The following is a 21,268-nucleotide window of genomic DNA, read 5'->3' as shown; positions in this document are numbered from 1 at the left end:
GAGATGAAAGTCTATCAATGCGATCAGTGTGAATATGCCAGTGTCTCGAATAAATACCGTTGTCCGAGTTGCGGAACAGGCAATTTGCAAGAGCAAGACGTGTCTTCGAAAGGTACGGTCTATAGTTACACGGATATTCATATTGCACCTGCTGAATTTGCTCATCTCGCTCCTTACACAGTGGCACTTATTCAGTTGGATGAATCCAAAGCGAAGGTTACGGTCAGAACGGATGGAAATGTTCAGATTGGCGATGTGGCGGAATTGGATTATGTAGAGGATGGGGCGTATATATATCGGAAATGCTGAGTGATCAGTGAGGTTTTTATGCTGAACGCTCAAAGATTCGTGAAAAGCGCTCATAGTTGCGGAGCGAGTGCTCTAATGAATGCTTTAACCGCTCATACGCGGCCTTTGACTGCTCATAGTGCTTCGATAAGCGCTCATAGCGACGGTCTAACCGCTCATAGCAAAACACAAAGACGGACTTCCTCGCAAGGAGGAGAAATAAATGAAAACTATACAAACCATATCAAAAATCATTTCGAAGTATTTACCACTTTGGATCGTACTCTTATCCATTATCGCCTATATCATTCCGGATGCATTCATTTCAATCCGGCAATTGACGGGCTTTGGATTAGGGACGATCTTCTTTCTGATGGGCTTATCGCTTTCATCGGAGAAGCTGCTCGAGGTCATCAAAAACCCGAAATACGCTTTACTGGGTGTCTTGTTGAAATGGACGATCATGGTTGCAGTGTCGATAGCAATTGCCTATTTATTTTTCGGCAATCAAGCAGAAATCGCGACCGGTATTATTTTGGCGGGAACCGTACCAAGCGGAACGTCTGCAAATATATATACATTTATTGCAGGAGGAGAAGTCGCGCTCAGTATTACGATGGCGACACTTGATACATTCATCTCACCTGTGCTGACGCCGGTTTTATTGCAGACATTTGCGGGACGGTTTATACCTATTGAATTCTGGCCTTTATTTCTTAACATTATTTATATCGTGTTCTTCCCTTTGATTGGCGGTTTACTAATTCAGTGGAAGTTTCAGCGTCAAGTGGAGAAGTTCAAACCATATACCGGAGTCTTGTCTCAACTTGCTCTATTTCTAGTCATCCTATCGGTCATATCCAATGCCCAGCAAGCCTTGTCTGAGAACTTGTCCGTGCTGCCGCTTGTATTCATAGCAGTCACATTACAAGTCAGCATCCCAATGGGCGCTGGCTATTTTATCTCGAGATGGCTAGGTGTACCCGAGCGCAACGCCCGCGCAATTTTATTCCATACAGGTATTTGCAACACCGCCCTCGCCGCAACACTTGCGATGGAACACTTCGGATCACTCGCAGCGGTACCAGCCGTTGCCAATATGGTAATGAACTTAACGATAGGCGCCTTACTCGCAAGTCTATTCGAGAACAAATTCCGACTTGCTGCGGATGGTAACAGCTAATGAAATATAATACTCAAGATATTTATTCTGTAAAGCGATAAAACTTTATCGCTTTTTATATTGGAAAATTCCTTACAAAAGATATAATTTCAAAAATGGAAATGATATACTATTGGATAAATGTGACGAATTGGAGTGAAGTCAGTATTGAACAATCTGTTCATTTCACGAGGTGAGGGAAGTGATGTTATGAGGTTCTTCAAGTCGATGAATGAGGATGAATCACACAATTGGAAAAAGGGAGTTTTCTTTGGTTTTTATGCCTACATGCTAATTACGGCAATAAACTACTTTTATTACTCAGTAATGGGAAGTGCTTTATTTTCTCCAGGTTATATTTTTTTAAGCGGTATAGCAGTTGCCTTTCTGTTTGAATTTATTTTTAATATTAAACGCAAAAGACTTTAATAGACCAAGATGTTTTGGAATCGGGGCTTTAACGGTACAAGACTTGTGCTTCAAACGGGCCATTTAACGAAAAAGGAGGAGTTTGATTATGCTTATTCTTACGGTAATTATAATAGCTTCATTTCTAACGCTAATCGCTTTATTGTTTACCACGAGCGATGTGGATAAAGTTTAGAAACGGAGGCGTTTGCTTGATAAGCAAATGTCTCAAAACCGCAATAGGGCCATTTTGTGAATGTAAGGTAATTAAGAATAGGAGGGGATAATCATGCCACGTTGTACTAACTGTAATTACAAGTGGAATGCGAAAGACATAATCGCTCTTGGATTTTCAAAGAAGGGAAAAGACTGCCCCAATTGTGGTGATAGACAATACATATCTGCTGAATCGCAAAGGTTATTAACTTTGGGATGGTTAAGTCTAATATTTGTTCCGTTTATAATTTCAAAAATTAAATTAAGTGGAAAAGATGAACCCCTTTGGTAATTCCATAAATGGGGCAATTCTTGAAGAAAAATTTGCACCCTATTCAGTTATAGGGCCAGATTGTTAGATGGATACTGTCTAGGAAACGATTACCTAGCGAAGAATTAGTTTTGTGAAACTATGGTACTTGGGCAAGCCTGACTGTCCCTGAAATGGACCCAAATTGGAAGTCGAGCTGATATGAAAAAAGAGGGGATGGTTATTTTTTTATATGAAAAGTTCAAAGATAGAGGAAGTGGGAGCTTTTTATGGGTTTGTTAAAGGTAGAGGGAATTAGATATATTATATTTTGTATTATTATGTTGATTTTAACTTTTGTCGGATTTATGAGTATAAGCGCTTTTTTTATTTCATGTGTTAGTTTTATTTTCTTGAATTATATATTAGCTAAAAGAAATTTTAATAATAAGGAATATGGGAATGTTTATTTCCATTTATTTTATGTCGTATTAACCATTTTTACTATTGTGTTAGTAAACGTACAAATCGGATGGGTCAATTAATCCATCCGATTTGTATGAGTTAAATATTTCTATAATCAGGGGCGTTTGCGGAATAAAGGATAGGATAGGAAAAAATGCACAGGCATGATAACCTGGGCATTTTTTCTGCTTTTTCTACTGTTAATTTGGATGCTAATCATACGCTAATTTAGATGCTAATTAGTGTACATTTTCGTGTTTTCTGCCCATCAACTGAACCTGTTACTGTTTTATTGGCAATGTACTTTTTCAATTTGAATTGTTATCTTCGTACGGATCAATTCATTTTCGTGATTTTTCAGATTTATGTTACAATAGATAGTAGGAATTGAATAGGAACTACCACTGGGGGAGTCTTTTATTGGACTGAGACGTATGTTGCGAACCCTTTGTACCTGACCTGGATCATGCCAGCGTAGGAAAGTGGCCGCAAATTAAAAAAAGTAGGCGCCGCTTCTTGACGAAAAATCATAGACGGCGTTTTTTTATGTGGAATGAAAGGATTTGGTGAATATGACAAAGCAAGAGATAGTAGAAAGTACATTAGCATTTTTGGATCAATCCAGTAGTTCGGAAGCAGAATTTAATGGACAGGCATTGTCATTGTTTCGTTACCAATACGAAAACAATTTACCTTATCAAACGTACTGTCGAGCAAAAGGAAAGACGCCAAGGTTAGTCAAGTCTTGGACGGAGATTCCCGCTGTGCCGATTGATGCGTTTAAAGAAGTTCCTTTAAGCTGCACGAACATCGAAACCGCTTTGGCTACTTTCATGACAAGCGGTACAACGAGGGGAGAACGGGGGAAACATTACCACTCGACGTTAGAAGTGTATGACCAATCGATGCAGACCGTTTTTAAGAAGCGATTTATGGGAAGCGACCAGAAAATACCGATGGGGATTTTATTCCCCAAAACAGATTTAATGCCAAATTCTTCGCTTGCGCATTATTTAGCACTTGCGGCGCAGACATTTAGTGGTGATGATTTCACCTATTTTGTAGATGATTGTGGCTTGCAAACAAATCAGCTCATTCAGGAATTAGAGAAACGAGAGTCGGAAGGGAACCCGTACGCTTTGCTTGGAGCCTCATTTAGTTTCGTTCACTTATTTGAAGTGTTAGCAAAACAAGGGCGCAGATTTTCATTGCCAGAAGGAAGTAAGCTACTGGATACAGGCGGATTTAAGAAACAGTCAGAGGAGTTGGATTTGACTTCGTTTTATCAAAAGATGACGTATTATCTTGGCGTTAAGACGGAAAACTGCATCAATATGTTCGGGATGACGGAACTAAGTACACAGTTTTATGACGAAGGGAATGCGATCATCCCATCTGAAAAGTCAGGTCCGCATTGGATCCGGACGAGAGTGGTGGACCCGATAACTGGGGTAGATCAGCCTGACGGTGAACCCGGGGTGCTCATTCAGTATGATTTGGCAAATGTGAATTCTGTTGCGGCGATTTTGACTGAGGACATGGGTGTGAAAAAAGAGAATGGCTTTTTGTTTTTAGGAAGGGTTGAAGGTGCAGAAGCGAAAGGTTGTTCACTCGCGCTTGAAGCGTTCGTTCAGGTAACGCAAGGGGCTTTCAAATGATGGAACGTGCAGGCTATTTCACGCAGATTAATGAGGAAGATGTTTCCTATGAAATCAAAACATTTCAAAGTCATGGGAAAGAGTTGCAAGTTCAGGTACCCGTTCTAACGACTGAGCAGTTACTACAAATTGCCGACGGCGTGAAAAAAGCAAGTGATATCTTGAAATCCTTTAGCGTTTCTGAACTGGTACATATCATTGATCAGGTCATTGCACGTCTGTTGGATCGGGACAATCCTTATCGAAAAAAGGCCGAGGCATTGCTGCCGATCATCACGGGCTTCGATGAAGAAATGGTTCGTCTCGGAATAACGGCCCAATTAAAAACGTTTCGAAAACCTCAGCTGCAGCGGTTTTTAGTCGAAGACTTTGGCAATCCATTAGCGCTAGATGATTTTCAACCGCGGGCTAAGGGCGGCTATTCAAAGGCAATCGGTCCACAATTGATGACAACTATTTGGGCGGGGAATGTACCTGCATTACCGCTATGGAGCATAGTATCCAGTCTGCTTGTAAAAGGCGGATCGATAGGAAAGGTATCAAGTGCTGAGCCGTTATTTGCGGGGTGGGCGGCAAAATTGATTGCCGAAGTTGAGCCGCGGCTGGCGGATTGCTTGGCGGTCGTTTGGTGGCAGGGCGGGGATGAAGAAAAAGAGACACAGTTATTCGCAGCATCGGATATCGTTTTTGCGTATGGAGGCAATGATTCCTTAACGGCTATTAAAAATCGGGTTCCACTGACAACACGTTTTTTAGCGCATGGTCATAAAGTTAGTTTTGGGATTGTTGCAAAAGAAAGTTTGAATGCAAAAAATGTTCATGAAACAGCACGCCTTGCCGCGTACGATGTGATGCGTTTTGATCAACAAGGATGTTATTCACCGCATTTCTTTTTTGTTCAAAGCGGAGGCCAGGTTTCGCCAAAAATTTTTAGCCAGTATGTCGCACATGAGTTAAGTGCTTTTGAAAAACGATTTCCTCGCCGCACCCTGTCACAGGAGGAAGACGCGAAGTCATTTGCTTGGAAGCAAAAAGAACAGATCAGCGTATTTTCGGAACAAGGCAAAGAAGTGATCAGTTCCGATTCGGGAAGCTGGACAGTTGTCTATGAACCATTAAAAGACTATGTTCTGCCAAGTCCGTTAAATAGAGTTATTCGCATCATTGAAATAGAGAACTTTCATGAAATGACGCCGCTATTAGTGCCTTTTCGGAACTATTTACAAACCGCGGGGGTTGCAGCATCACCGAGAAACTTATTTCAACTTTCTACATTATTGGCAACATTAGGCGTGACTAGGATTTCATCGCTCGGTCAAATGACGGCGCCTGAAGCGGGATGGCATCACGACGGAACGTGGAGTTTACTGGATTTGGTACAATTTGTGGATATTGAGCATAGTGCAGAAGTGTATGCTGAGAATTTTTCATCGTATCGGGATTGAGGGGTTACATATGAGTGGACTAACGATAGATCATATTTCCCATAGCTATGATGGGGGAAAAACGGTTTTACAGGGGGTAAACTACCATGTAGGAGATGGAGAGTTTCATTGTTTAGTCGGACGCAGCGGTTGTGGAAAAACGTCTTTTTTAAAAATTGCATCCGGTCTCATGAAAGCTGAAGTTGGCCATATTTTATTGGACGGGCAGCAGGTTCTAAAGCCAATAGCCGATGCGGGATTTGTCTTTCAGTCCCCGACATTATTAGAATGGAAAACAGTTCTTGAAAATGTCCTTTTTCCGATTGAATTGAAACGGAAAAGTACGTTAGAAGAACAAGATAGAGCAAAGGCTTTGTTGGAATTAATGAAAATAGAACAACATACCTATTCCTTTCCGCTGCAACTTTCAGGCGGTCAGCAGAGTCGTGTGGCAATTGCACGTGCATTGATCAAAAATCCACAGTATTTGTTTTTAGATGAACCTTTTGCAGCGTTGGATGCGATTACGCGAGAAGAATTGCAAGACGATTTACTAGCGTTGTGTGCGCATCATCAAATGACAGTGTTATTCATCACCCATGATATTGCGGAAGCGATCTACGTTGCAGATCACGTATTGGTAATGGAAGAAGGGAAGATCGTCCATACAGAAACCATTGATTTGCCAAAACCGCGGACGTTGGATACGCGTTATAGCAGTCGTTTTAATGAACTGGGCTTTGTTCTCCGGCAGGCGCTGGAAGGAGTGCCGGTAAAATGAAATGGGCGCCCGTTTTTTCATCATTTGTTTTCATCGGATTGGTCACTGTATGGGAGCTTGCCGCTCGTTCGATGTCGGAACTTGTTTTGCCTGCGCCATCCATCGTCTTTCCGCTTTTATGGACTGAATTGAAAACAGGTTATTTTACGCCACATCTCATTCAGACAGGTATAGAAGTGATTGCGGGATTGTTCATCGGTTCGCTTTTAGGTTTCCTATTAGGTGTTTTTATGGGTGAGTTTCCGTGGCTTCGTAGTTTGTTGTCTCCGTATGTCATCGCGAGTCAGGCCGTACCGAAACTTGCACTTGCACCACTGTTTGTCCTATGGTTCGGTTTTGGGATGACCTCTAAAATTGTGATTACGGCCATGATCTGTTTTTTCCCACTGCTTGAAAATACAATGACTGCTATGCAGCGTATTGACCGAGATAAGGAAAATCTCTTTCGTGTATTGCATGCAACACGCTGGGAAACATTTATTCATTTAAAAATACCTGAAGGGCTTCCGAGTATTATGAGCGGACTTCGCGTTGCGGTTGTACTTGCACTCGTCGGGGCGGTTGTTGGTGAATTCATAGGGGCCAACAAGGGGCTTGGTGCGATGATTATTGCATCGCAGGGCATGATGGATACGCCGTTAATGTTCGCGGTATTAATCTTATTAACGGTGTATGGAATGTTGTTATATGGACTTGTAATACTTATAGAAAAAATTGTGTTCGCAAAATATTTATATTGGGGTGAACGAAAATAATGAGAAAAATAGGCCTATTTGTATTTCTGATTGCATGCAGTTTTGTGCTTGTTGCATGTAATCAAGGAAATCATAGTGAAGAAGGATCTGAGGATGAAAAAGCACGTAAATTACGAATGGCAAGCTGGAGTCAGCCGATTACAGAGCAAATCAACCTATTGGCTGAAGAAAAAAGTTATTTCAAGGATCAACAAATTGAACTTGAATTTATCCCGGGCGCTGGAGGCGGGGATGCGATTAAAAATATTGCATCTGGTAAAGCAGATATTGCATTTACTGACCCAGGCTCCCTATTCGCCGCACTGGACAAAGGAGAGAAGCTGGTCGTTCTTTATGATATTTATCCGCAAAATGTGTTTAATATTGTTTCGTTGCAGGCGAATCAACTCACAAAACCGCAAGATTTAAAAGGGAAGACGATTGGCGTCTACAGCTTATCCAGCGGGACAAGACAGAATCTCCTTGTTATGTTACATCATGCGGGACTTTCGGAAGAAGATGTAACAATCGTAGAAACAGGTGTGTTGAATTTTGCCCCACTTATGCAGGGGCGGGTCGATGCGACGGCTGCGACAGATACAGGTCTTGCAACTGGGATCGCCAAAGGACTTGAAGATGTCAATGTGATGGAAGTTAAAGATCACTTTAACTATTCCAGTGACTTGTTCGTTGTTACAGAAGATACTTATGAACAGAAAAAAGAGGAGATTCTGGCCTTTTTAGAAGGATATCGGAAAAGCGTCAAGTGGATGATGGATCAGCCTGAAGAAGCGGCCGCTTTAGCTGTGAAGTACGCGATCGATGGCAAGGACGAGGCGCATAATTTAGCTATTATTGAATTGCGAAATGCATCCGCATTACCATCTACAGGAGACGATAAACAACTCGGTGTAATTGACCTTCCGAATTTGCAAGAAGCAGCGGATCTGTATTTTGAACTGGGGCTTATCGAACATAAACTAGATTTAACAACAATTGTACCAAGTGAATTCATAGCTAAGAAGTGAGGGAGAGAAATCATGAAATTTAAAGATAGGGTCATCCTTGTCACAGGTGCAAGCCGTGGAATCGGCGCTGCCATCGCAAAGTCTTTTGCGGGGGAAGGTGCTTTCGTCATTGTGAACTATTTGCAGAACGAAAAGGCGGCAGCAGAAGTTGTTGGGGCCTGTCAAGCACTTGGGGGAGATGCTTGGGCGATCCAGGCAGACGTGACAGTGGAGGAAGATGTGAATCGGTTGGTGGGAGACATCCTTCTTGAAGTTGGAAAAATTGACGTTGTTGTCAACAATGCTTTCAAATCCTTTCAATTTGATCCGGAAAACCGGAAACTTGCCTGGGATTTAAAATGGGAAGACTATCAGGAGCAGTTGGATGGTTCGCTCCGTGCTGTCTACAATATGACACAGGCAGTCATTCCTGGCATGAAAAAGCAGGGGGGCGGCAGTATTGTCAACATGGTATCCAATCTGATTGCACGTCCAGTCGTTCCTTATCTTGACTATACAACTGCAAAAGGTGCATTACAGAGTTTTAGTAGAAATCTTGCCACTGAACTCGGATCTTTCGGCATTCGCGTGAATAGTGTTGCGCCTGGGCTGGTATACCCGACAGATGCAAGTAAGAATACGAAGGAAGACGTAAAAGAGATGATTATCTCGCAGACACCTTTGGGGCGAATCGCCATGCCGACTGATATTGTGGGTCCCGTCTTATTTCTCGCTTCCGAATGGGCCGAATTCGTCACTGGACAAACAATCTATGTGGATGGTGGATTTGTGATGAATTGATAAGTTTTCTTAACTGAGATGTAATGAAACAAAAATATGCGTCAATTTGTAAAAGAATAAGAACAACAAAAAGCACATTTTAAGAAAGATGTGCTTTTTATGTTAGTTTTTCAAGAGATTTTGTCATTGTAACGACTATAATTTTAATTTCATTTGGATTATGGATGAATTCCTCCCGGCTGATTTCATACCCAATGGCATGGGCGGTTATCAAAACAAAAAACTTTGGGCAGGACGGGTGTCTCACCAAGTCTCGGATGTTCTAATCGATTCCAGTATTCATTAATTTTATATTAACAAACTGAATGCAGATTTTTCATATTTACATAGGTGTTCTGTTACTATTGAACGCTTTAATTGATTTTAAAAAACAATGAGGATGGTATCAATATGGGATTTGATTTAATTTTGGTTGCTTTAGGAATTGCAGCTGCAGGGTATTTTATAGGCAATGGTCTTAAAAACTTTAAAAACCCGGATGCAAAAGATAGTCTTAGTGAAATCTTTAGCAATGATGATGAACACGAATTGATCAAAGAAAATAATGTCCATTATTTGATGGGGATTTCTAAAGAAGACGCGAAAAGCTTAATTCAAGAATATCCAGCATACCGCACGTCCATATAAATAATAAAATATATTACCCCAAGGCAAAATTGCGTAACTGGTTATCTAATTTAGGAGAGTAAACTGTACTGCGGGTGCATTAACGGAACAAGAACCTACGCCCTTATTACATATTAGAACCATTTACTTGAATAAACCTATCAGTAGAAATAAGGATGGAAATGTGGTGCTCAAAATGTTTAGAAAACAAAGTAGTATTGATTTTAATTATTTTTTTGGACAAAGTGTTATTGAGGTGAATACAGAAAAAAACTTACCATTGGGATTGGGGTTTAGTAGTGGTGGGTTAATAATTGAATGTCCTTGGAGATTACTAGTTGCTAATCAAGTCTTAATTGGGTTTTCAGATTGTACCCAAGCCTCTGATAAATTCACCTATAAGAATGTTGAAAGTATTCTTATGGGTAAAAAGGTTATGAATGTCTATCATTTTGAAGAAATATCTGACTTAGTTTTGGAATTTGAAGATAATACTTTTCTTGAACTGTTTCACGATAGTAGTTTTTTTGAAGGGTGGCAGTTAAGAGGAGATAATGGATTCTATTTATTTACATTACCAGGAGGTTCTTATTCAGACTAAGTAAGCAATTTGCTTATTTCACTAATGGGTGCAATTCTTGAATAAGGATTATGCCGTTAAAGGGCCATTTTGCCACGTAAGTAATTTTAGGAGGGAATACGTATGAAAAAATTTATTTTCATGCTATCACTAGTAGGAGTATTAATTCTAACGGCGTGTAATTCAACAAATCAAGAAGGGCTTGCAGAAGGTGATTATACGGACAGTGAAACAAAGAACATTGAAGCTGCAAAAACAGATTTAAGTGCCTCAGAGTTTGATCAAGCAATTGAGGATTTTAACAAAGCAACTGCGGAATTAAATAATGACGAAGATGTAGATATGCTTAACGGTGCTACTTACGAAGCTTATTTGCTGGTAAGAGCAAATCTATCAGAAGAACATTATGAAGCCGTACAAGAAGAAAAGGTTTTTGCTACCGAAATCACATATGAGGAGTATAAAGGTGTTGCTGATGGATTCAATAACCGTGAAGAATTTGAAAAGACAATGTTAGAGGATGACGAAAAAGAATCTGCCGCTTACGCTTACGGTGCGTATGCTGCCAAGACTACACAATACTTAACTCCCGAGGGATCTATTAATTAAATTCAACTTTAAACAATCGGGGGCGATTGTTGCACAAGGTTTCTGCTAATTCGTAAGAGCAAAATGCAAAAAAAGATGCAGAAGGGCGTATAGCCTTCCTGCATCTTTTCGTTATTAGACTTCCACTTTACTGCGTACGAGATAATCGAACGCGCTGAGGGAAGCGGTTGCGCCGGAGCCCATAGAGATGATGATCTGCTTGTAAGGGCTGTCCGAGCAGTCGCCCGCCGCAAATACGCCGGGTACGTTCGTCGTACCTTTTTTATCGACCACAATCTCGCCGAAGCGGTTGCGTTCAATTGAATCGCCGAGCCAGTCCGTGTTCGGCACGAGCCCGATCTGGATGAATATGCCGTCCAGTTCGATATGATGTTCCTCACCGGAATCACGGTCTGTATACGTGACGCCGTTTACTTTATCAGTGCCGGTGATTTCCTTCGTTTGGACGTTCGTCAACACCTTAGCGTTCGGCAGGCTGTTCAAGCGTTCCTGCAAGACCGCGTCCGCTTTGAGTTCTGATGCAAACTCGAGCACTGTGACATGACTTGCGATACCTGCCAGGTCAATCGCTGCTTCGATACCGGAGTTTCCACCGCCAACTACTGCCACGTCCTTGCCTTCAAACAAAGGGCCGTCGCAGTGCGGACAGTAGGCAACGCCTTTGTTGCGGAATTCGGCTTCGCCTGGCACGCCGATGTTGCGCCAGCGCGCACCCGTCGACAAGATCACAGTCTTGCTCTTGAGAACTGCGCCGTTTTCTAGTTCGATTTCAATGAGATCCTTTTTCTCTAGACGTTTCGCTGTCTGCAGGTTCATGATATCGATATCGTATTCCTTCACGTGTTCTTCAAGGCTTGCCGCAAGCTTCGGTCCTTCCGTGCGATTGACGCTGATGAAGTTCTCAATTGCTGCGGTATCCAAGATCTGACCACCGAAACGATCAGCGACGATGCCTGTGCGAATCCCTTTGCGGGCAGCGTAGATTGCTGCGCTTGCGCCGGCTGGTCCTCCACCGACAACGAGCACGTCAAATGGGTCTTTGTCTTCGAAGTCGGATGCATCCAGGCCGCTTCCCATTTCCGCAAGGATCTCCTCGATTGTTTTGCGGCCGTTCGTGAATGGTTCGCCGTTTAAGTACACGGTCGGAACCGCCATGATGTTTTTGCTTTCCACTTCATCCTTAAAGGCTGCTCCGTCGATCATCGTATGCGTGATATTCGGATTCAGTACGCTCATGATGTTTAGCGCCTGTACGACTTCCGGACAGTTCTGACAGCTCAAGCTGATATAGGATTCGAAATGATGCACACCTTCAATGTTCTTCACTTGCTCGATCACCTGATCATTGACTTTAGGCGCTCTGCCGCTCACATGGAGCAAAGCTAGGACGAGAGAGGTGAATTCGTGACCAAGCGGAATACCGGCAAATACAATGCCGGTATCTTCGCCAGGGCGGTTGATGCTGAAACTTGGAGTTCTTTCCAATTCTGCTTTTTCTACTTTGATGAGAGAAGACATGGAAGCCAGTTCATCCACTAGCTCTTGCATGTCCTGTGCTACTTTGTCGGAGCCCACGCTGATCTTTAGCTGGACTTCCTTTTCCATCATCTCGAGATATTGGGCTAACTGCGCTTTAATATTCGCATCTAACATATAAACCGTCTCCTTAAATTTTACCTACAAGATCCAGGCTTGGCTTCAGTGTTTCGCTGCCTTCCTGCCATTTAGCCGGACATACTTCGCCCGGATTGTTGCGGACATATTGTGCTGCTTTGATTTTATTGACTAAAACGCTTGCGTCACGGCCGATTCCGTCTGCGTTGATTTCTGCTGCCTGCACGACGCCGTCCGGATCGATGATAAATGTACCGCGCTGTGCAAGACCTGCTTCTTCGTCTAGCACGTCGAAAATACGAGAGATTTTCTGTGAAGGGTCACCGACCATGATGTAGCGTAAGCTGCTAATGGCATCTGAGTGGTCGTGCCATGCTTTGTGTGTGAAGTGTGTGTCCGTTGAAACGGAGTATACTTCTGTATCGAGGCCTTTCAATGTTTCGTATTGGTTCTGAAGGTCTTCGAGTTCAGTAGGGCAGACAAATGTGAAGTCAGCTGGGTAGAAGCAAACTACGCTCCATTTTCCCTTAAAGTTTTCTTGGGTTATTTCGATGAATTCCCCGTTACCACTGTTGTACGCATTTGCTGTAAACTCTTCGATTTGTTTTCCGATCATTGACATGAATGATTCCTCCTAAAGTGTTTTTGATGACTAATGCAGTCATCTGTTTAAGTTATAGAATATAATAATTCTAATTACGTAATCATTATTATATAAACCTGAAGAGTTGTCAACCATATTGATTTCGTCTAGTAAAATGTCATTATATATTATCCGGGGAGATGATAGTATACGACCCGCATTCTCCTTTATTCTCAATTAAATTGAATGATTACCAGTTGGCTCGAAAGCAGTGGAAGGGATTAAACTAAGCAATTGATGGATAAACCAAATTGGAAAAGTCAAATTGAGGGTGAAGAACTAATCTGTACAACTGCGGGGCGTGTTAATGTAAGAGACTTTGTGCGGGATCCAGACCAGATCATTGTGGAAATATGTTACATTTTACTGTAACGTAGTGATTAAATTGAATGACTAAATGCTATCTAGGGTTCCGCAGCAAATTGTTGGACTGGTCCTAGAGAAAACTCATAGATCTTTCTATGTCACGGAAGGATAAGAGCCTGGAATATACTATTAAACAGTGTTCTCCTAAGCTTTATAATTTACAACTGATTGTGAAGGGTCATTACATGAATCGAAATTGAATTAAAGGTTTTATAGCGGCTTTTTTAGGTGATTGGATTAACACACGCTTATGATTTTTGGACATGGGCTGGAACGATGATTTTGATCATAGTGAGCAACTATTTAATGATTACGGCGGCACATGTGCTTCCGGTTGCAGCGCAGACCAAAGGGTTCCAACCACTATCCCGTTACAAATACTATCTGGTGTAAATGATCCTCGCCTATGCATTCAGAGAAACAGGCTGTTAAGTTAAAAGTTATCAGAAAGGAGCAAACGCAATGGATGTATGGTTTGTGATTAAAGAGCGATACATGCTTCTTTCTATTTTTTTAATCATTCTATTAGTCAACATGTTTTTACTTATAGCTATTTGGAAAAACCGTTCTGATATGCCCAAAAGCTTAACCTTGGTCATAACGATAATCTGTTCAATTATCATTGTCTTATCCATATTTGCGTTCGTGTTTGCAGTTTCGTTTGGATATAATTCTTAAAAACACCTCAATGACCTCTATGTTCAATATAAATACACTACAACGTAAAAAAAACGGTTAGAGACTAATCTCTAACCGGTTATACTTCATTAAAATACTTTATCACCATTAAAAATCGAGTTCTTCACAATAACATAATCTACATTGCGTATGGAACTCAGTGTCTTGCCGCCGGAATAAGAAATAGCAGACTGAAGATCTTGTTCCATTTCAATCAACGTATCTTTCAATGGACCTTTATATTCCACAAACATTTTCTTGCCCTCTACATTCTTCTTTTCACCTTTTTGGAATTCAGAAGCTGAACCGAAGTATTCTTTATACAATTGACCATCTTGTTCTACAGTCTGTCCAGGAGATTCTTCGTGACCGGCGAATAATGAGCCGACCATGACCATACTTGCACCAAAACGTACAGATTTTGCGATGTCGCCATGTGTACGGATTCCGCCGTCTGCAATGATTGGTTTGGAAGCAGCTTTCGCACATAAGCGAACAGCCGCAAGTTGCCAGCCACCTGTTCCGAATCCTGTTTTGATCTTCGTGATACAAACTTTACCTGGCCCGATACCTACTTTTGTCGCGTCAGCACCGGCGTTTTCGAGCTCACGGACAGCTTCAGGTGTACCTACATTGCCTGCAATGACAAAGCTCATTGGCAAATGCTTTTTGATGTGCTGGATCATGCGAATGACTTGATTCGAATGACCGTGCGCAATATCGATCGTGATGAATTCAGGAACATGTGCGTTAATCGCAAGTTGCTCAACGAATCCATACTCCTCTTCTTTCACGCCAACACTTATTGAAGCAATTAAACCGCGGGCGTGCATATCTTTAATAAAATCTACACGCGTTTCAGGTTTGAAACGGTGCATAATATAGAAATAGCCATCTTCTGCTAATTGAATCGCAATCTTTTCATCGATAATCGTCTGCATATTGGCAGGAACGACTGGTAAACGGAACGTATGACCACCTAACATAACGGATGTATCACATTCAGAGCGGCTCTCTACCACACATTTTGCTGGAACTAGCTGAATATCTTCATAGTCAAATACGGTTTCCATTACAATCACCTCTATAAACGAATGTTTTCATATAAAACAACTGGATTGTTCGTCCTTTTGTAATTTACATGATTTTTTATTCGTTGTCAACGCTTTCAAAGTAGTTTTCTTTTGAAATGGGACATAGTCAGTAGTACGACTAAAATTGCGGCAAACAACGTGATAGTATAAGGACCCCATAAGTCTAAAGGTGTTAGTTCACCGGTTAATAGCTGAGTGGTAGCCGTCAGTAATTCAAGGGGATTCCAATTGGCGGACGTAGGAAATATAGCCGCAATAAATAATGTAATGACGACTAATAAGGTGACCAGTGTTCCGCCATAGGGTGTAGCGAATAAGGTATTTCCCCATAATGTAACCGCTAGTAATAGTATGCCGAACACATACAGGCAACTGGCTGCAAATAGTAAATGTTGCAGTTGGCTTTGATCCCAATAATAAGCAGTGTAAGCATAGGTGATGGTGAATGATAGCGTGATGGCCAGTGTCCAATAGCAGAGAGCCATAAAGAATTTTGTCGTAATTACGGTACTGCGACGTAAGCCTTTCGTTAGCAAAATCACAAGCGTACCTTTTTCCAATTCCTTAGACATCAGCGTACTGAATAATAGAATAAACACGATTAATCCCATCTGTGGGACGTTTTTATAGAACTGTAGCCAAGAATCGAGTGCGGTAGGTTCAGGTAGATTGACGAGTGCACCTTCAGGCATGAATTGCTCGAATAACACCGGAGAGATTTTTGCTGTGAATGGATTTAATATACCGAGAATCGAGAATATGACTAGGACAAGCAATAACTTATACGTCTTCACACTTTCGAACCATTCCTTCTTCAAAAAACCAAGCCACTGATTCATCCAAGCACCTCCAAGACTAGTTGCTCGAGCAAACGAGTTTTGGGATGCATCGACTGTATAAGGATTTTCTGAGTAGTGAGTTCTTGCATGAAAGCCAATTGCGTACTTTCATTAGGTAAACTTACAACTAATTGCTTGCTGTCAATTTTCATTTCGAATGGGGTATGTCGCAATCGTTCGTGTGCTTCTGCTACAGGTATTGTAAATGTGAAAATGAATTGACCCGTAATTTGATGTTTAAGATTCACCAGTTCATCTTGGAATATAATAGTCCCTTCATGCAACATCGCGACATGATCACAGATTTGTTCAGCGTCCGAAACGATATGTGTGGAGAAGAAAACAGTTGTTTCTTCTTTTACCTTGTGTAAAATGGAAAGAATCTGTGCACGGCCGGCCGGGTCCAAAGCAGAAGTAGGCTCATCACAAATCAACAATTTAGGGCGATTTAGCAGTGCTTGTGCAATTCCGAGTCGCTGTTTCATTCCTCGAGAATACGTACTAATTAAGGAAGTGGTGCTAGCCAGTCCGACCAATTCAAGTAATTCTGCTATTCTTCTTTGACGTTCTTTTTGGGGTATATTTGTAATGACTGCACATAACTCCAAATACTGTATTGCATTATAGAAGGGATAAAAATCTGGAACGTCGGGCAAGTAGCCGACATATTGATTGGACTTTGTCTCGCCAAACGTTACGGGTTCACCTGCAATTGTAATGGATCCTGCATTAAGTGGTAATAACCCTAGAATACATTTCATCAGTGTCGTTTTGCCGGAACCGTTAGCACCAACAAATCCGAAAACAGTATGCTCAGGAATATCCAGGTGTATATCTTTCAGCACTTCATGATCTCCGAAACGCTTCGAAATACCATTAATTTGTACGACCATTGTGATCACCTCTTCCAAACACGAAATAGATTAATGGCCCGATAAATTGGATCAATAAAACAATTAACAGCCACATGACTTGATTGCCGAAGCGGTAGTGAGGATGGCGAATGACATGTATCGCCGAGAAAATAGCCAATCCCAGTTGCAAAATAATGAGCGGAATTAAAAATGGTAGATATTCCATAAATAAAGCCATGTCGTTATTCATGAACGTCCCTCCAGTCCAAAGCGTAGTCGTTGCCGTAACTCTTGCATCTCATCTTCTTGTTTAAATGGTTCAAAGAAATCGGCATCCATCGATTCAATGATCGATCGCTTAATGATCTCTGTATTGCGCAGTGCATTGGCACCTAAATCCAGTTGTTCTAACCAATCTTCTAGTAAATTGAAGTATTCGTCTCCGCGTAAGGAAAAGGGGAGTAAATCATGAACACATATATCCACGTATTTATTAAGATACGGGTAAAGTAACTCACGGTTAACAGAAAGAGCTGCACATTGCGCTACGCTGAAATAAAATTGCAGACACATATTCGGATGAAGAGTACGCAATGCATATAGCTCGATCAATCCATTCATCCGATGAATGGTGTCATCAAACGCTTGTTGATTAGAAGCGGAAAGTCGTAAATAGAGCGGGCTGCTACCGACAAGTTGAATGATGTTTTGATACATCATGACTTGAATGACGCGCATCGCTTCCTCTTGATCACCAAGTTGTTCATGAGCAGTTGCCAGCAAAATCTCGTCTCCGATACTCGGCTTGATGACTCCGTCTAATAATTCCAATGTAGTGTTTGGATTTGACTGCATGAGCGAAATCGTTGCCTGTAAGGAGTTTGCTTGACGTAAGACCCATACATCTTCACTTACTTTTCGAATTCGCTCTAACCAGCGATTAGTTTTCTGTAAAACAGAGGAACTATCACTACTCAACATATGATGATTGAGTAGTAATATACTCATCTGCAGTAAGAATGCAGAATCGTGGTAGTACAATTTAACTTGTTCTTCTATGTCAATGAAAACCGATTCAAAAGATTCTTTACCAAAACGGGATGCGAATTCATAATAGTGATGTTGGATGGCTTCTTTAGAAAGTTGTCGTTCATAGCCAAGCAATTCATCAACGGTCAATTCAAAATACGAAGCTATTTTCGGCAACAGTGTGATATCCGGATAGCTTAATCCTTTTTCCCATTTCGATACAGAAGCTTTCGATACTTGGCAATAAGAAGCTAGTGTATCTTGTGTAATTTGAAGTCGCTTTCGTTGTTGTAGAATCACAGTACCTATTTGCAGCATATCCTCCCACCTTTCTCTTTTATTCAGTGTAAGGTTAAACACTTGTTGATTCAATCAACTGTTAGGTGATTATTTAGAAGGGGAGTCAACTAACAAGATAGTATGTATCAGTACACAAAAAAGCCGGTCTATGAAAGACCGGCTTCTGATCACACGCTCACTGTTGTGAAAGGTTCTAAAATATTCTTTTTTGGTTTCGCTTGATATTGCAGAACTTTATCAGTGGAATCGTATGAATCTCCATAGAAATCTTGGTCTTTGTAGGTGTGAATTTCTTCGTAGGTTGTTTTCATCGCGTTGAATACATCTTGTTCATCCGCTTGTGATGACTGCGGGGGTGCCCAGTATAGAATTTCGAGGATGGTTTGTTCGCCAGTGGCTAATGAACGGCGATTATAGCCGATTTTCTGTGCGTGCATGAACTCTTCACGTGCATAGAACTTCAGTCGTTTCTCAGTATCTGGTTCGGCTTCGTCTACTGGTTCCACTTCCAGTAAGATCGGTTTTTTCTTGGTTTTCAACGAATCCAGCAGTTTTTTTCCTAACCCTTCACCACGTGCGGCTGAAGATACGAAAAGATAGTCTACGAAAACGAAGTCCTCCGTTTCTACGTACATCAATACGTGCTTTGGCCCTTCTTCCTTATAGTAGACATTGCCTTTATCATTCAGTAATGTCTCCATATGTTCCTGCGACTTCATCTCTTCGATTGGAAAATACTCTTTCAATTTGTTGTACCAATGCATGTGTTAAATTCTCCTCCATAGGTAATGAATGTACCTGGAGCTTTTTGTTTGGGGATCAAACAATGTGAGGAAAAAAGAGGTCAGAAAAAAATCCTCATACTTAGTATACTCTTTTCTTGGTAATAAATAAAGGTGTTTTATAGAATAAGTTTTACTTTTTCATTATAATAAATCAAAACCGATACCAAAGAATTAGTTGGCATCGATTTTGATTGAGCTTTACCTACGACCTTTACTACTTGAATACGCCTCTTTTTTCTTCTTTTCATTCATGACGGTTTTTGCGACAGGATATAACACCATTCCCCATTTTATTAATTTTTTTATTACTCTTATCATATATGCTTCTTCCTCTCGATTTTGGAGTTGTTATAAGTACCTTCCCCCTTTCCCTTGCTCATTAAACTTTTATTCAAGCGTTTTAGGAACGGAGGTAGGGTGTTCTATTTCTGTGAATAGATTGGAACTTTCAATGACAGGCGTAGATTTAGGTGTGGAAGGAATAGTAAGTTCAAGTTGCTTGCTCATATCTTCTAATAGCAGCTGAAGTCTTGCAATGTCTTCTTTCGTTGCGTATTGCTTGCGGTCGATCAAGACATAACCAAGCTGTCCACTCATTTCAATAGTCGCCCATTTCACATCATCAATTCTTTCAATTCCATTTTGCCGCAAATGCATTTCCAATTCATCCACGGTTAAGCGGAGTTTTTTCATAGTGGATTTTTTGAGGATGCCATTTTCTATTACAATTTTTGATCTTCCTCGTAAAATTCCTTCAAAGAAATTCCACTTCAATGCGAATAATTCAAAGAAAAAAAGTGTTAGCACTAAAATAAATGAAAGGAATAGCGTTTGCCATAAATTTTTGTTTGCTACAGGCTGAATCAATAATGTGCCGACCGCAATCATCAATACGGTTTGGCCGACTGTCATTTGTGAAATGGACTTGCGGCCAGAAATATGTAAAAGAACAATGCCTGCCACAATAATGAGTACCGCTTTCCAAATTGAATCGAACTCCATTATGCTCACGTCTTTTCATGCGTTTATCTTTAGTGTGAGAAGATCTTTAAATAGTATGCATGAAAATGATGAATCCTTACATGATACAACTCCGTATAAGAAGAAAGGAGTGATCAACATGCGGCAAGATATTCAGATGCGACAAAATAGTCTACAGGAAAAACGAGTAAATCAACGGCGCTTGAGGAAACGCTTAGAGCAGACAAGCGAAAAGCTACTCATAATGAAACAAAAACGTGATCAACTTCACCGCCAGTTGACGAAAGAACAGCAGGATGTTGTGAAGCTTGGTAAGTTTTCATTTGCGAACAAAATTAGTGAATGGACAGGTAGATGGGACGAAAAGATGAAAAAGGAGATCGAAGAAGCAGCAGAAGTGGAGTTAAAATATAATGAAGCAGAAAAAGACGTACTAGATCTGACTGCAGAAGTAGAAGATTTGCGTAATGAATTAGAGAAACCGGACTTCATGCATATTGACGAAGACTGGGAAGACCTCTTGAAGGAAAAAGAGTCATGGATCCGTTTGAATGATTCTGTTGCCAATCAAACTCTCCAGAAGATTTCAGACGATCGTGTGCGTGTCTATTCTATGTTGCGTGAAATTGGTGAAGCGTTTGAAGCGGGGGAAAAGGCGGAACGAGCTTTGGCAGGTGCAATGAAGAAGTTGGATTCTGCGGAAGGGATATCAATGTGGGATACATTTTTAGGAGGAGGAATTTTTGTCTCGGCATTAAAGTATTCCGAAATCAACAGCTCGGATGATCATGTTCATCAAGCACAACGGGCACTACGTCTTTATGAGACGGAATTGATGGATGTGCAAGATGCTGCGACAGATTCTTTCCAAGTAAATAAAAACGATATCTTTACATTTACAGATGTGTTTTTCGATAATATATTCTCCGACTGGATGGTCCATACACGAATTACTGACGGCAAAAAGAAGCTACACGCAGTATCGCAAGATGTCCGTCGCATACAGGACCGACTTGCAAGAAAACGTGCAGCTTTAGAAGAAGAAATCCGGCGGCTTGATCAGCAGCAAGATGATATTATCATGTCGTAATGTAAA

At 41.1% G+C, this 21,268-nt stretch carries 23 protein-coding genes and 2 riboswitches; of the genes, 14 read left to right on the top strand and 9 right to left on the bottom strand.

Annotated features, from left to right (window positions below; translation table 11 throughout):
• Positions 1-3: 3 nt before the first annotated feature.
• From H605_RS0106025 to H605_RS0105955, 13 genes are all read left to right on the top strand, one after another.
• Entirely contained in the window at positions 4-309 is a 306-nt protein-coding gene (locus H605_RS0106025) for a Zn-ribbon domain-containing OB-fold protein (protein WP_029053398.1), read from the top strand.
• Positions 310-511: 202 nt separating this feature from the next.
• Positions 512-1,471, top strand: coding sequence for a bile acid:sodium symporter family protein (locus H605_RS17425; RefSeq protein ID WP_037561647.1), 960 nt, complete (start codon positions 512-514; stop codon positions 1,469-1,471).
• A 207-nt stretch (positions 1,472-1,678) separates the two neighbouring features.
• Positions 1,679-1,879 carry a hypothetical protein gene (locus tag H605_RS0106015; RefSeq protein ID WP_155979476.1) on the top strand — a complete coding sequence of 67 codons (201 nt, stop codon included), beginning with the start codon at positions 1,679-1,681 and terminating at the stop codon, positions 1,877-1,879.
• 268 nt (positions 1,880-2,147) lie between these two features.
• The gene (locus H605_RS0106005) at positions 2,148-2,366 is read left to right on the top strand and encodes a TIGR04104 family putative zinc finger protein (protein ID WP_029053396.1); all 219 of its coding nucleotides are present in this window, start codon (positions 2,148-2,150) and stop codon (positions 2,364-2,366) included.
• Positions 2,367-3,185: 819 nt separating this feature from the next.
• Positions 3,186-3,287, top strand: a riboswitch (TPP riboswitch).
• Positions 3,288-3,361: 74 nt separating this feature from the next.
• A complete protein-coding gene (locus tag H605_RS0105995; RefSeq protein WP_029053394.1) occupies positions 3,362-4,447 on the top strand; it encodes a LuxE/PaaK family acyltransferase in 1,086 nt (361 codons plus the stop codon).
• On the top strand, positions 4,444-5,892 hold the full coding sequence (locus H605_RS0105990) for an acyl-CoA reductase (protein WP_029053393.1): 1,449 nt from the start codon (positions 4,444-4,446) through the stop codon (positions 5,890-5,892). Before H605_RS0105995 ends, H605_RS0105990 begins: the two co-directional genes overlap by 4 nt.
• 10 nt (positions 5,893-5,902) lie before the next feature.
• On the top strand, positions 5,903-6,652 hold the full coding sequence (locus tag H605_RS0105985; protein ID WP_029053392.1) for an ABC transporter ATP-binding protein: 750 nt from the start codon (positions 5,903-5,905) through the stop codon (positions 6,650-6,652).
• Positions 6,649-7,407 (top strand): ABC transporter permease, encoded by a 759-nt coding sequence (locus H605_RS0105980; RefSeq protein ID WP_029053391.1) that lies wholly within the window; start codon positions 6,649-6,651, stop codon positions 7,405-7,407. Before H605_RS0105985 ends, H605_RS0105980 begins: the two co-directional genes overlap by 4 nt.
• A complete protein-coding gene (locus H605_RS0105975) occupies positions 7,407-8,414 on the top strand; it encodes an ABC transporter substrate-binding protein (protein WP_081657860.1) in 1,008 nt (335 codons plus the stop codon). The genes H605_RS0105980 and H605_RS0105975 overlap by 1 nt, the downstream gene beginning before the upstream one ends.
• A gap of 12 nt (positions 8,415-8,426) precedes the next feature.
• Complete coding sequence (locus tag H605_RS0105970) at positions 8,427-9,194, top strand: SDR family oxidoreductase (protein WP_029053389.1); 768 nt, start codon at positions 8,427-8,429, stop codon at positions 9,192-9,194.
• 390 nt (positions 9,195-9,584) lie between these two features.
• Positions 9,585-9,821 carry a DNA-binding protein gene (locus H605_RS17420; RefSeq protein ID WP_335695460.1) on the top strand — a complete coding sequence of 79 codons (237 nt, stop codon included), beginning with the start codon at positions 9,585-9,587 and terminating at the stop codon, positions 9,819-9,821.
• Between the two features lie 175 nt (positions 9,822-9,996).
• On the top strand, positions 9,997-10,401 hold the full coding sequence (locus tag H605_RS0105960) for a hypothetical protein (protein WP_029053388.1): 405 nt from the start codon (positions 9,997-9,999) through the stop codon (positions 10,399-10,401).
• Positions 10,402-10,503: 102 nt separating this feature from the next.
• Positions 10,504-10,989, top strand: coding sequence for a hypothetical protein (locus H605_RS0105955; protein WP_029053387.1), 486 nt, complete (start codon positions 10,504-10,506; stop codon positions 10,987-10,989).
• Between the two features lie 114 nt (positions 10,990-11,103).
• Here the strand turns inward: H605_RS0105955 and ahpF are convergent, their stop codons facing one another.
• From ahpF to H605_RS0105900, 9 genes are all read right to left on the bottom strand, one after another.
• Positions 11,104-12,642 (bottom strand): alkyl hydroperoxide reductase subunit F, encoded by a 1,539-nt coding sequence (gene ahpF, locus H605_RS0105950; protein ID WP_029053386.1) that lies wholly within the window; start codon positions 12,640-12,642, stop codon positions 11,104-11,106.
• 13 nt (positions 12,643-12,655) lie between these two features.
• Complete coding sequence (gene ahpC / locus H605_RS0105945) at positions 12,656-13,225, bottom strand: alkyl hydroperoxide reductase subunit C (protein WP_029053385.1); 570 nt, start codon at positions 13,223-13,225, stop codon at positions 12,656-12,658.
• Positions 13,226-13,639: 414 nt separating this feature from the next.
• Positions 13,640-13,737: riboswitch (guanidine-I (ykkC/yxkD leader) on the top strand.
• Between the two features lie 642 nt (positions 13,738-14,379).
• On the bottom strand, positions 14,380-15,363 hold the full coding sequence (gene guaC, locus H605_RS0105935) for a GMP reductase (RefSeq protein WP_029053383.1): 984 nt from the start codon (positions 15,361-15,363) through the stop codon (positions 14,380-14,382).
• 95 nt (positions 15,364-15,458) lie between these two features.
• Entirely contained in the window at positions 15,459-16,223 is a 765-nt protein-coding gene (locus tag H605_RS0105930) for an ABC transporter permease (RefSeq protein ID WP_029053382.1), read from the bottom strand.
• On the bottom strand, positions 16,220-17,116 hold the full coding sequence (locus H605_RS0105925; protein WP_029053381.1) for an ABC transporter ATP-binding protein: 897 nt from the start codon (positions 17,114-17,116) through the stop codon (positions 16,220-16,222). Before H605_RS0105925 ends, H605_RS0105930 begins: the two co-directional genes overlap by 4 nt.
• Positions 17,100-17,327 (bottom strand): PLDc N-terminal domain-containing protein, encoded by a 228-nt coding sequence (locus H605_RS0105920; protein ID WP_029053380.1) that lies wholly within the window; start codon positions 17,325-17,327, stop codon positions 17,100-17,102. Before H605_RS0105920 ends, H605_RS0105925 begins: the two co-directional genes overlap by 17 nt.
• Positions 17,324-18,424: a helix-turn-helix domain-containing protein gene (locus H605_RS0105915; RefSeq protein ID WP_029053379.1), complete on the bottom strand. Its 1,101-nt coding sequence runs from the start codon at positions 18,422-18,424 to the stop codon at positions 17,324-17,326. The genes H605_RS0105920 and H605_RS0105915 overlap by 4 nt, the downstream gene beginning before the upstream one ends.
• 149 nt (positions 18,425-18,573) lie before the next feature.
• Positions 18,574-19,170 (bottom strand): N-acetyltransferase, encoded by a 597-nt coding sequence (locus tag H605_RS0105910; RefSeq protein ID WP_029053378.1) that lies wholly within the window; start codon positions 19,168-19,170, stop codon positions 18,574-18,576.
• A 408-nt stretch (positions 19,171-19,578) separates the two neighbouring features.
• Positions 19,579-20,193, bottom strand: a complete 615-nt coding sequence (locus tag H605_RS0105900) for a DUF421 domain-containing protein (RefSeq protein ID WP_037561645.1) — start codon at positions 20,191-20,193, stop codon at positions 19,579-19,581.
• Between the two features lie 118 nt (positions 20,194-20,311).
• Here H605_RS0105900 and H605_RS0105895 point away from each other — a divergent pair, with 118 nt between their 5' ends.
• Positions 20,312-21,262, top strand: coding sequence for a hypothetical protein (locus tag H605_RS0105895; RefSeq protein WP_029053376.1), 951 nt, complete (start codon positions 20,312-20,314; stop codon positions 21,260-21,262).
• Positions 21,263-21,268 lie beyond the last annotated feature (6 nt).

Source organism: Sporosarcina ureae DSM 2281 (genome assembly GCF_000425545.1).
GTDB classification, from domain to species: Bacteria; Bacillota; Bacilli; order Bacillales_A; family Planococcaceae; genus Sporosarcina; species Sporosarcina ureae.
The sequence above is the reverse complement of the archived record's forward strand: the minus strand, read 5'-3'. Positions and strand labels throughout refer to the sequence as shown.

Excerpts from the sequence above, each read along its gene's own strand:
- ahpF (WP_029053386.1), bottom strand. The coding sequence starts at position 12,642 with ATGTTAGATGCGAATATTAAAGCGCAGTTAGCCCAATATCTCGAGATG.
- H605_RS0105900 (WP_037561645.1), bottom strand. The coding sequence starts at position 20,193 with ATGGAGTTCGATTCAATTTGGAAAGCGGTACTCATTATTGTGGCAGGC.
- H605_RS0106005 (WP_029053396.1), top strand. The coding sequence starts at position 2,148 with ATGCCACGTTGTACTAACTGTAATTACAAGTGGAATGCGAAAGACATA.
- H605_RS0105975 (WP_081657860.1), top strand. The coding sequence starts at position 7,407 with ATGAGAAAAATAGGCCTATTTGTATTTCTGATTGCATGCAGTTTTGTG.
- H605_RS0105995 (WP_029053394.1), top strand. The coding sequence starts at position 3,362 with ATGACAAAGCAAGAGATAGTAGAAAGTACATTAGCATTTTTGGATCAA.
- H605_RS0105985 (WP_029053392.1), top strand. The coding sequence starts at position 5,903 with ATGAGTGGACTAACGATAGATCATATTTCCCATAGCTATGATGGGGGA.
- H605_RS0105925 (WP_029053381.1), bottom strand. The coding sequence starts at position 17,116 with ATGGTCGTACAAATTAATGGTATTTCGAAGCGTTTCGGAGATCATGAA.
- H605_RS17420 (WP_335695460.1), top strand. The coding sequence starts at position 9,585 with ATGGGATTTGATTTAATTTTGGTTGCTTTAGGAATTGCAGCTGCAGGG.
- H605_RS0105930 (WP_029053382.1), bottom strand. The coding sequence starts at position 16,223 with ATGAATCAGTGGCTTGGTTTTTTGAAGAAGGAATGGTTCGAAAGTGTG.
- H605_RS0105920 (WP_029053380.1), bottom strand. The coding sequence starts at position 17,327 with ATGAATAACGACATGGCTTTATTTATGGAATATCTACCATTTTTAATT.
- H605_RS17425 (WP_037561647.1), top strand. The coding sequence starts at position 512 with ATGAAAACTATACAAACCATATCAAAAATCATTTCGAAGTATTTACCA.
- H605_RS0105955 (WP_029053387.1), top strand. The coding sequence starts at position 10,504 with ATGAAAAAATTTATTTTCATGCTATCACTAGTAGGAGTATTAATTCTA.
- H605_RS0105895 (WP_029053376.1), top strand. The coding sequence starts at position 20,312 with ATGCGGCAAGATATTCAGATGCGACAAAATAGTCTACAGGAAAAACGA.
- H605_RS0105910 (WP_029053378.1), bottom strand. The coding sequence starts at position 19,170 with ATGCATTGGTACAACAAATTGAAAGAGTATTTTCCAATCGAAGAGATG.
- H605_RS0105960 (WP_029053388.1), top strand. The coding sequence starts at position 9,997 with ATGTTTAGAAAACAAAGTAGTATTGATTTTAATTATTTTTTTGGACAA.
- ahpC (WP_029053385.1), bottom strand. The coding sequence starts at position 13,225 with ATGTCAATGATCGGAAAACAAATCGAAGAGTTTACAGCAAATGCGTAC.
- H605_RS0105915 (WP_029053379.1), bottom strand. The coding sequence starts at position 18,424 with ATGCTGCAAATAGGTACTGTGATTCTACAACAACGAAAGCGACTTCAA.
- H605_RS0106015 (WP_155979476.1), top strand. The coding sequence starts at position 1,679 with ATGAATGAGGATGAATCACACAATTGGAAAAAGGGAGTTTTCTTTGGT.
- H605_RS0105980 (WP_029053391.1), top strand. The coding sequence starts at position 6,649 with ATGAAATGGGCGCCCGTTTTTTCATCATTTGTTTTCATCGGATTGGTC.
- guaC (WP_029053383.1), bottom strand. The coding sequence starts at position 15,363 with ATGGAAACCGTATTTGACTATGAAGATATTCAGCTAGTTCCAGCAAAA.
- H605_RS0105970 (WP_029053389.1), top strand. The coding sequence starts at position 8,427 with ATGAAATTTAAAGATAGGGTCATCCTTGTCACAGGTGCAAGCCGTGGA.
- H605_RS0106025 (WP_029053398.1), top strand. The coding sequence starts at position 4 with ATGAAAGTCTATCAATGCGATCAGTGTGAATATGCCAGTGTCTCGAAT.
- H605_RS0105990 (WP_029053393.1), top strand. The coding sequence starts at position 4,444 with ATGATGGAACGTGCAGGCTATTTCACGCAGATTAATGAGGAAGATGTT.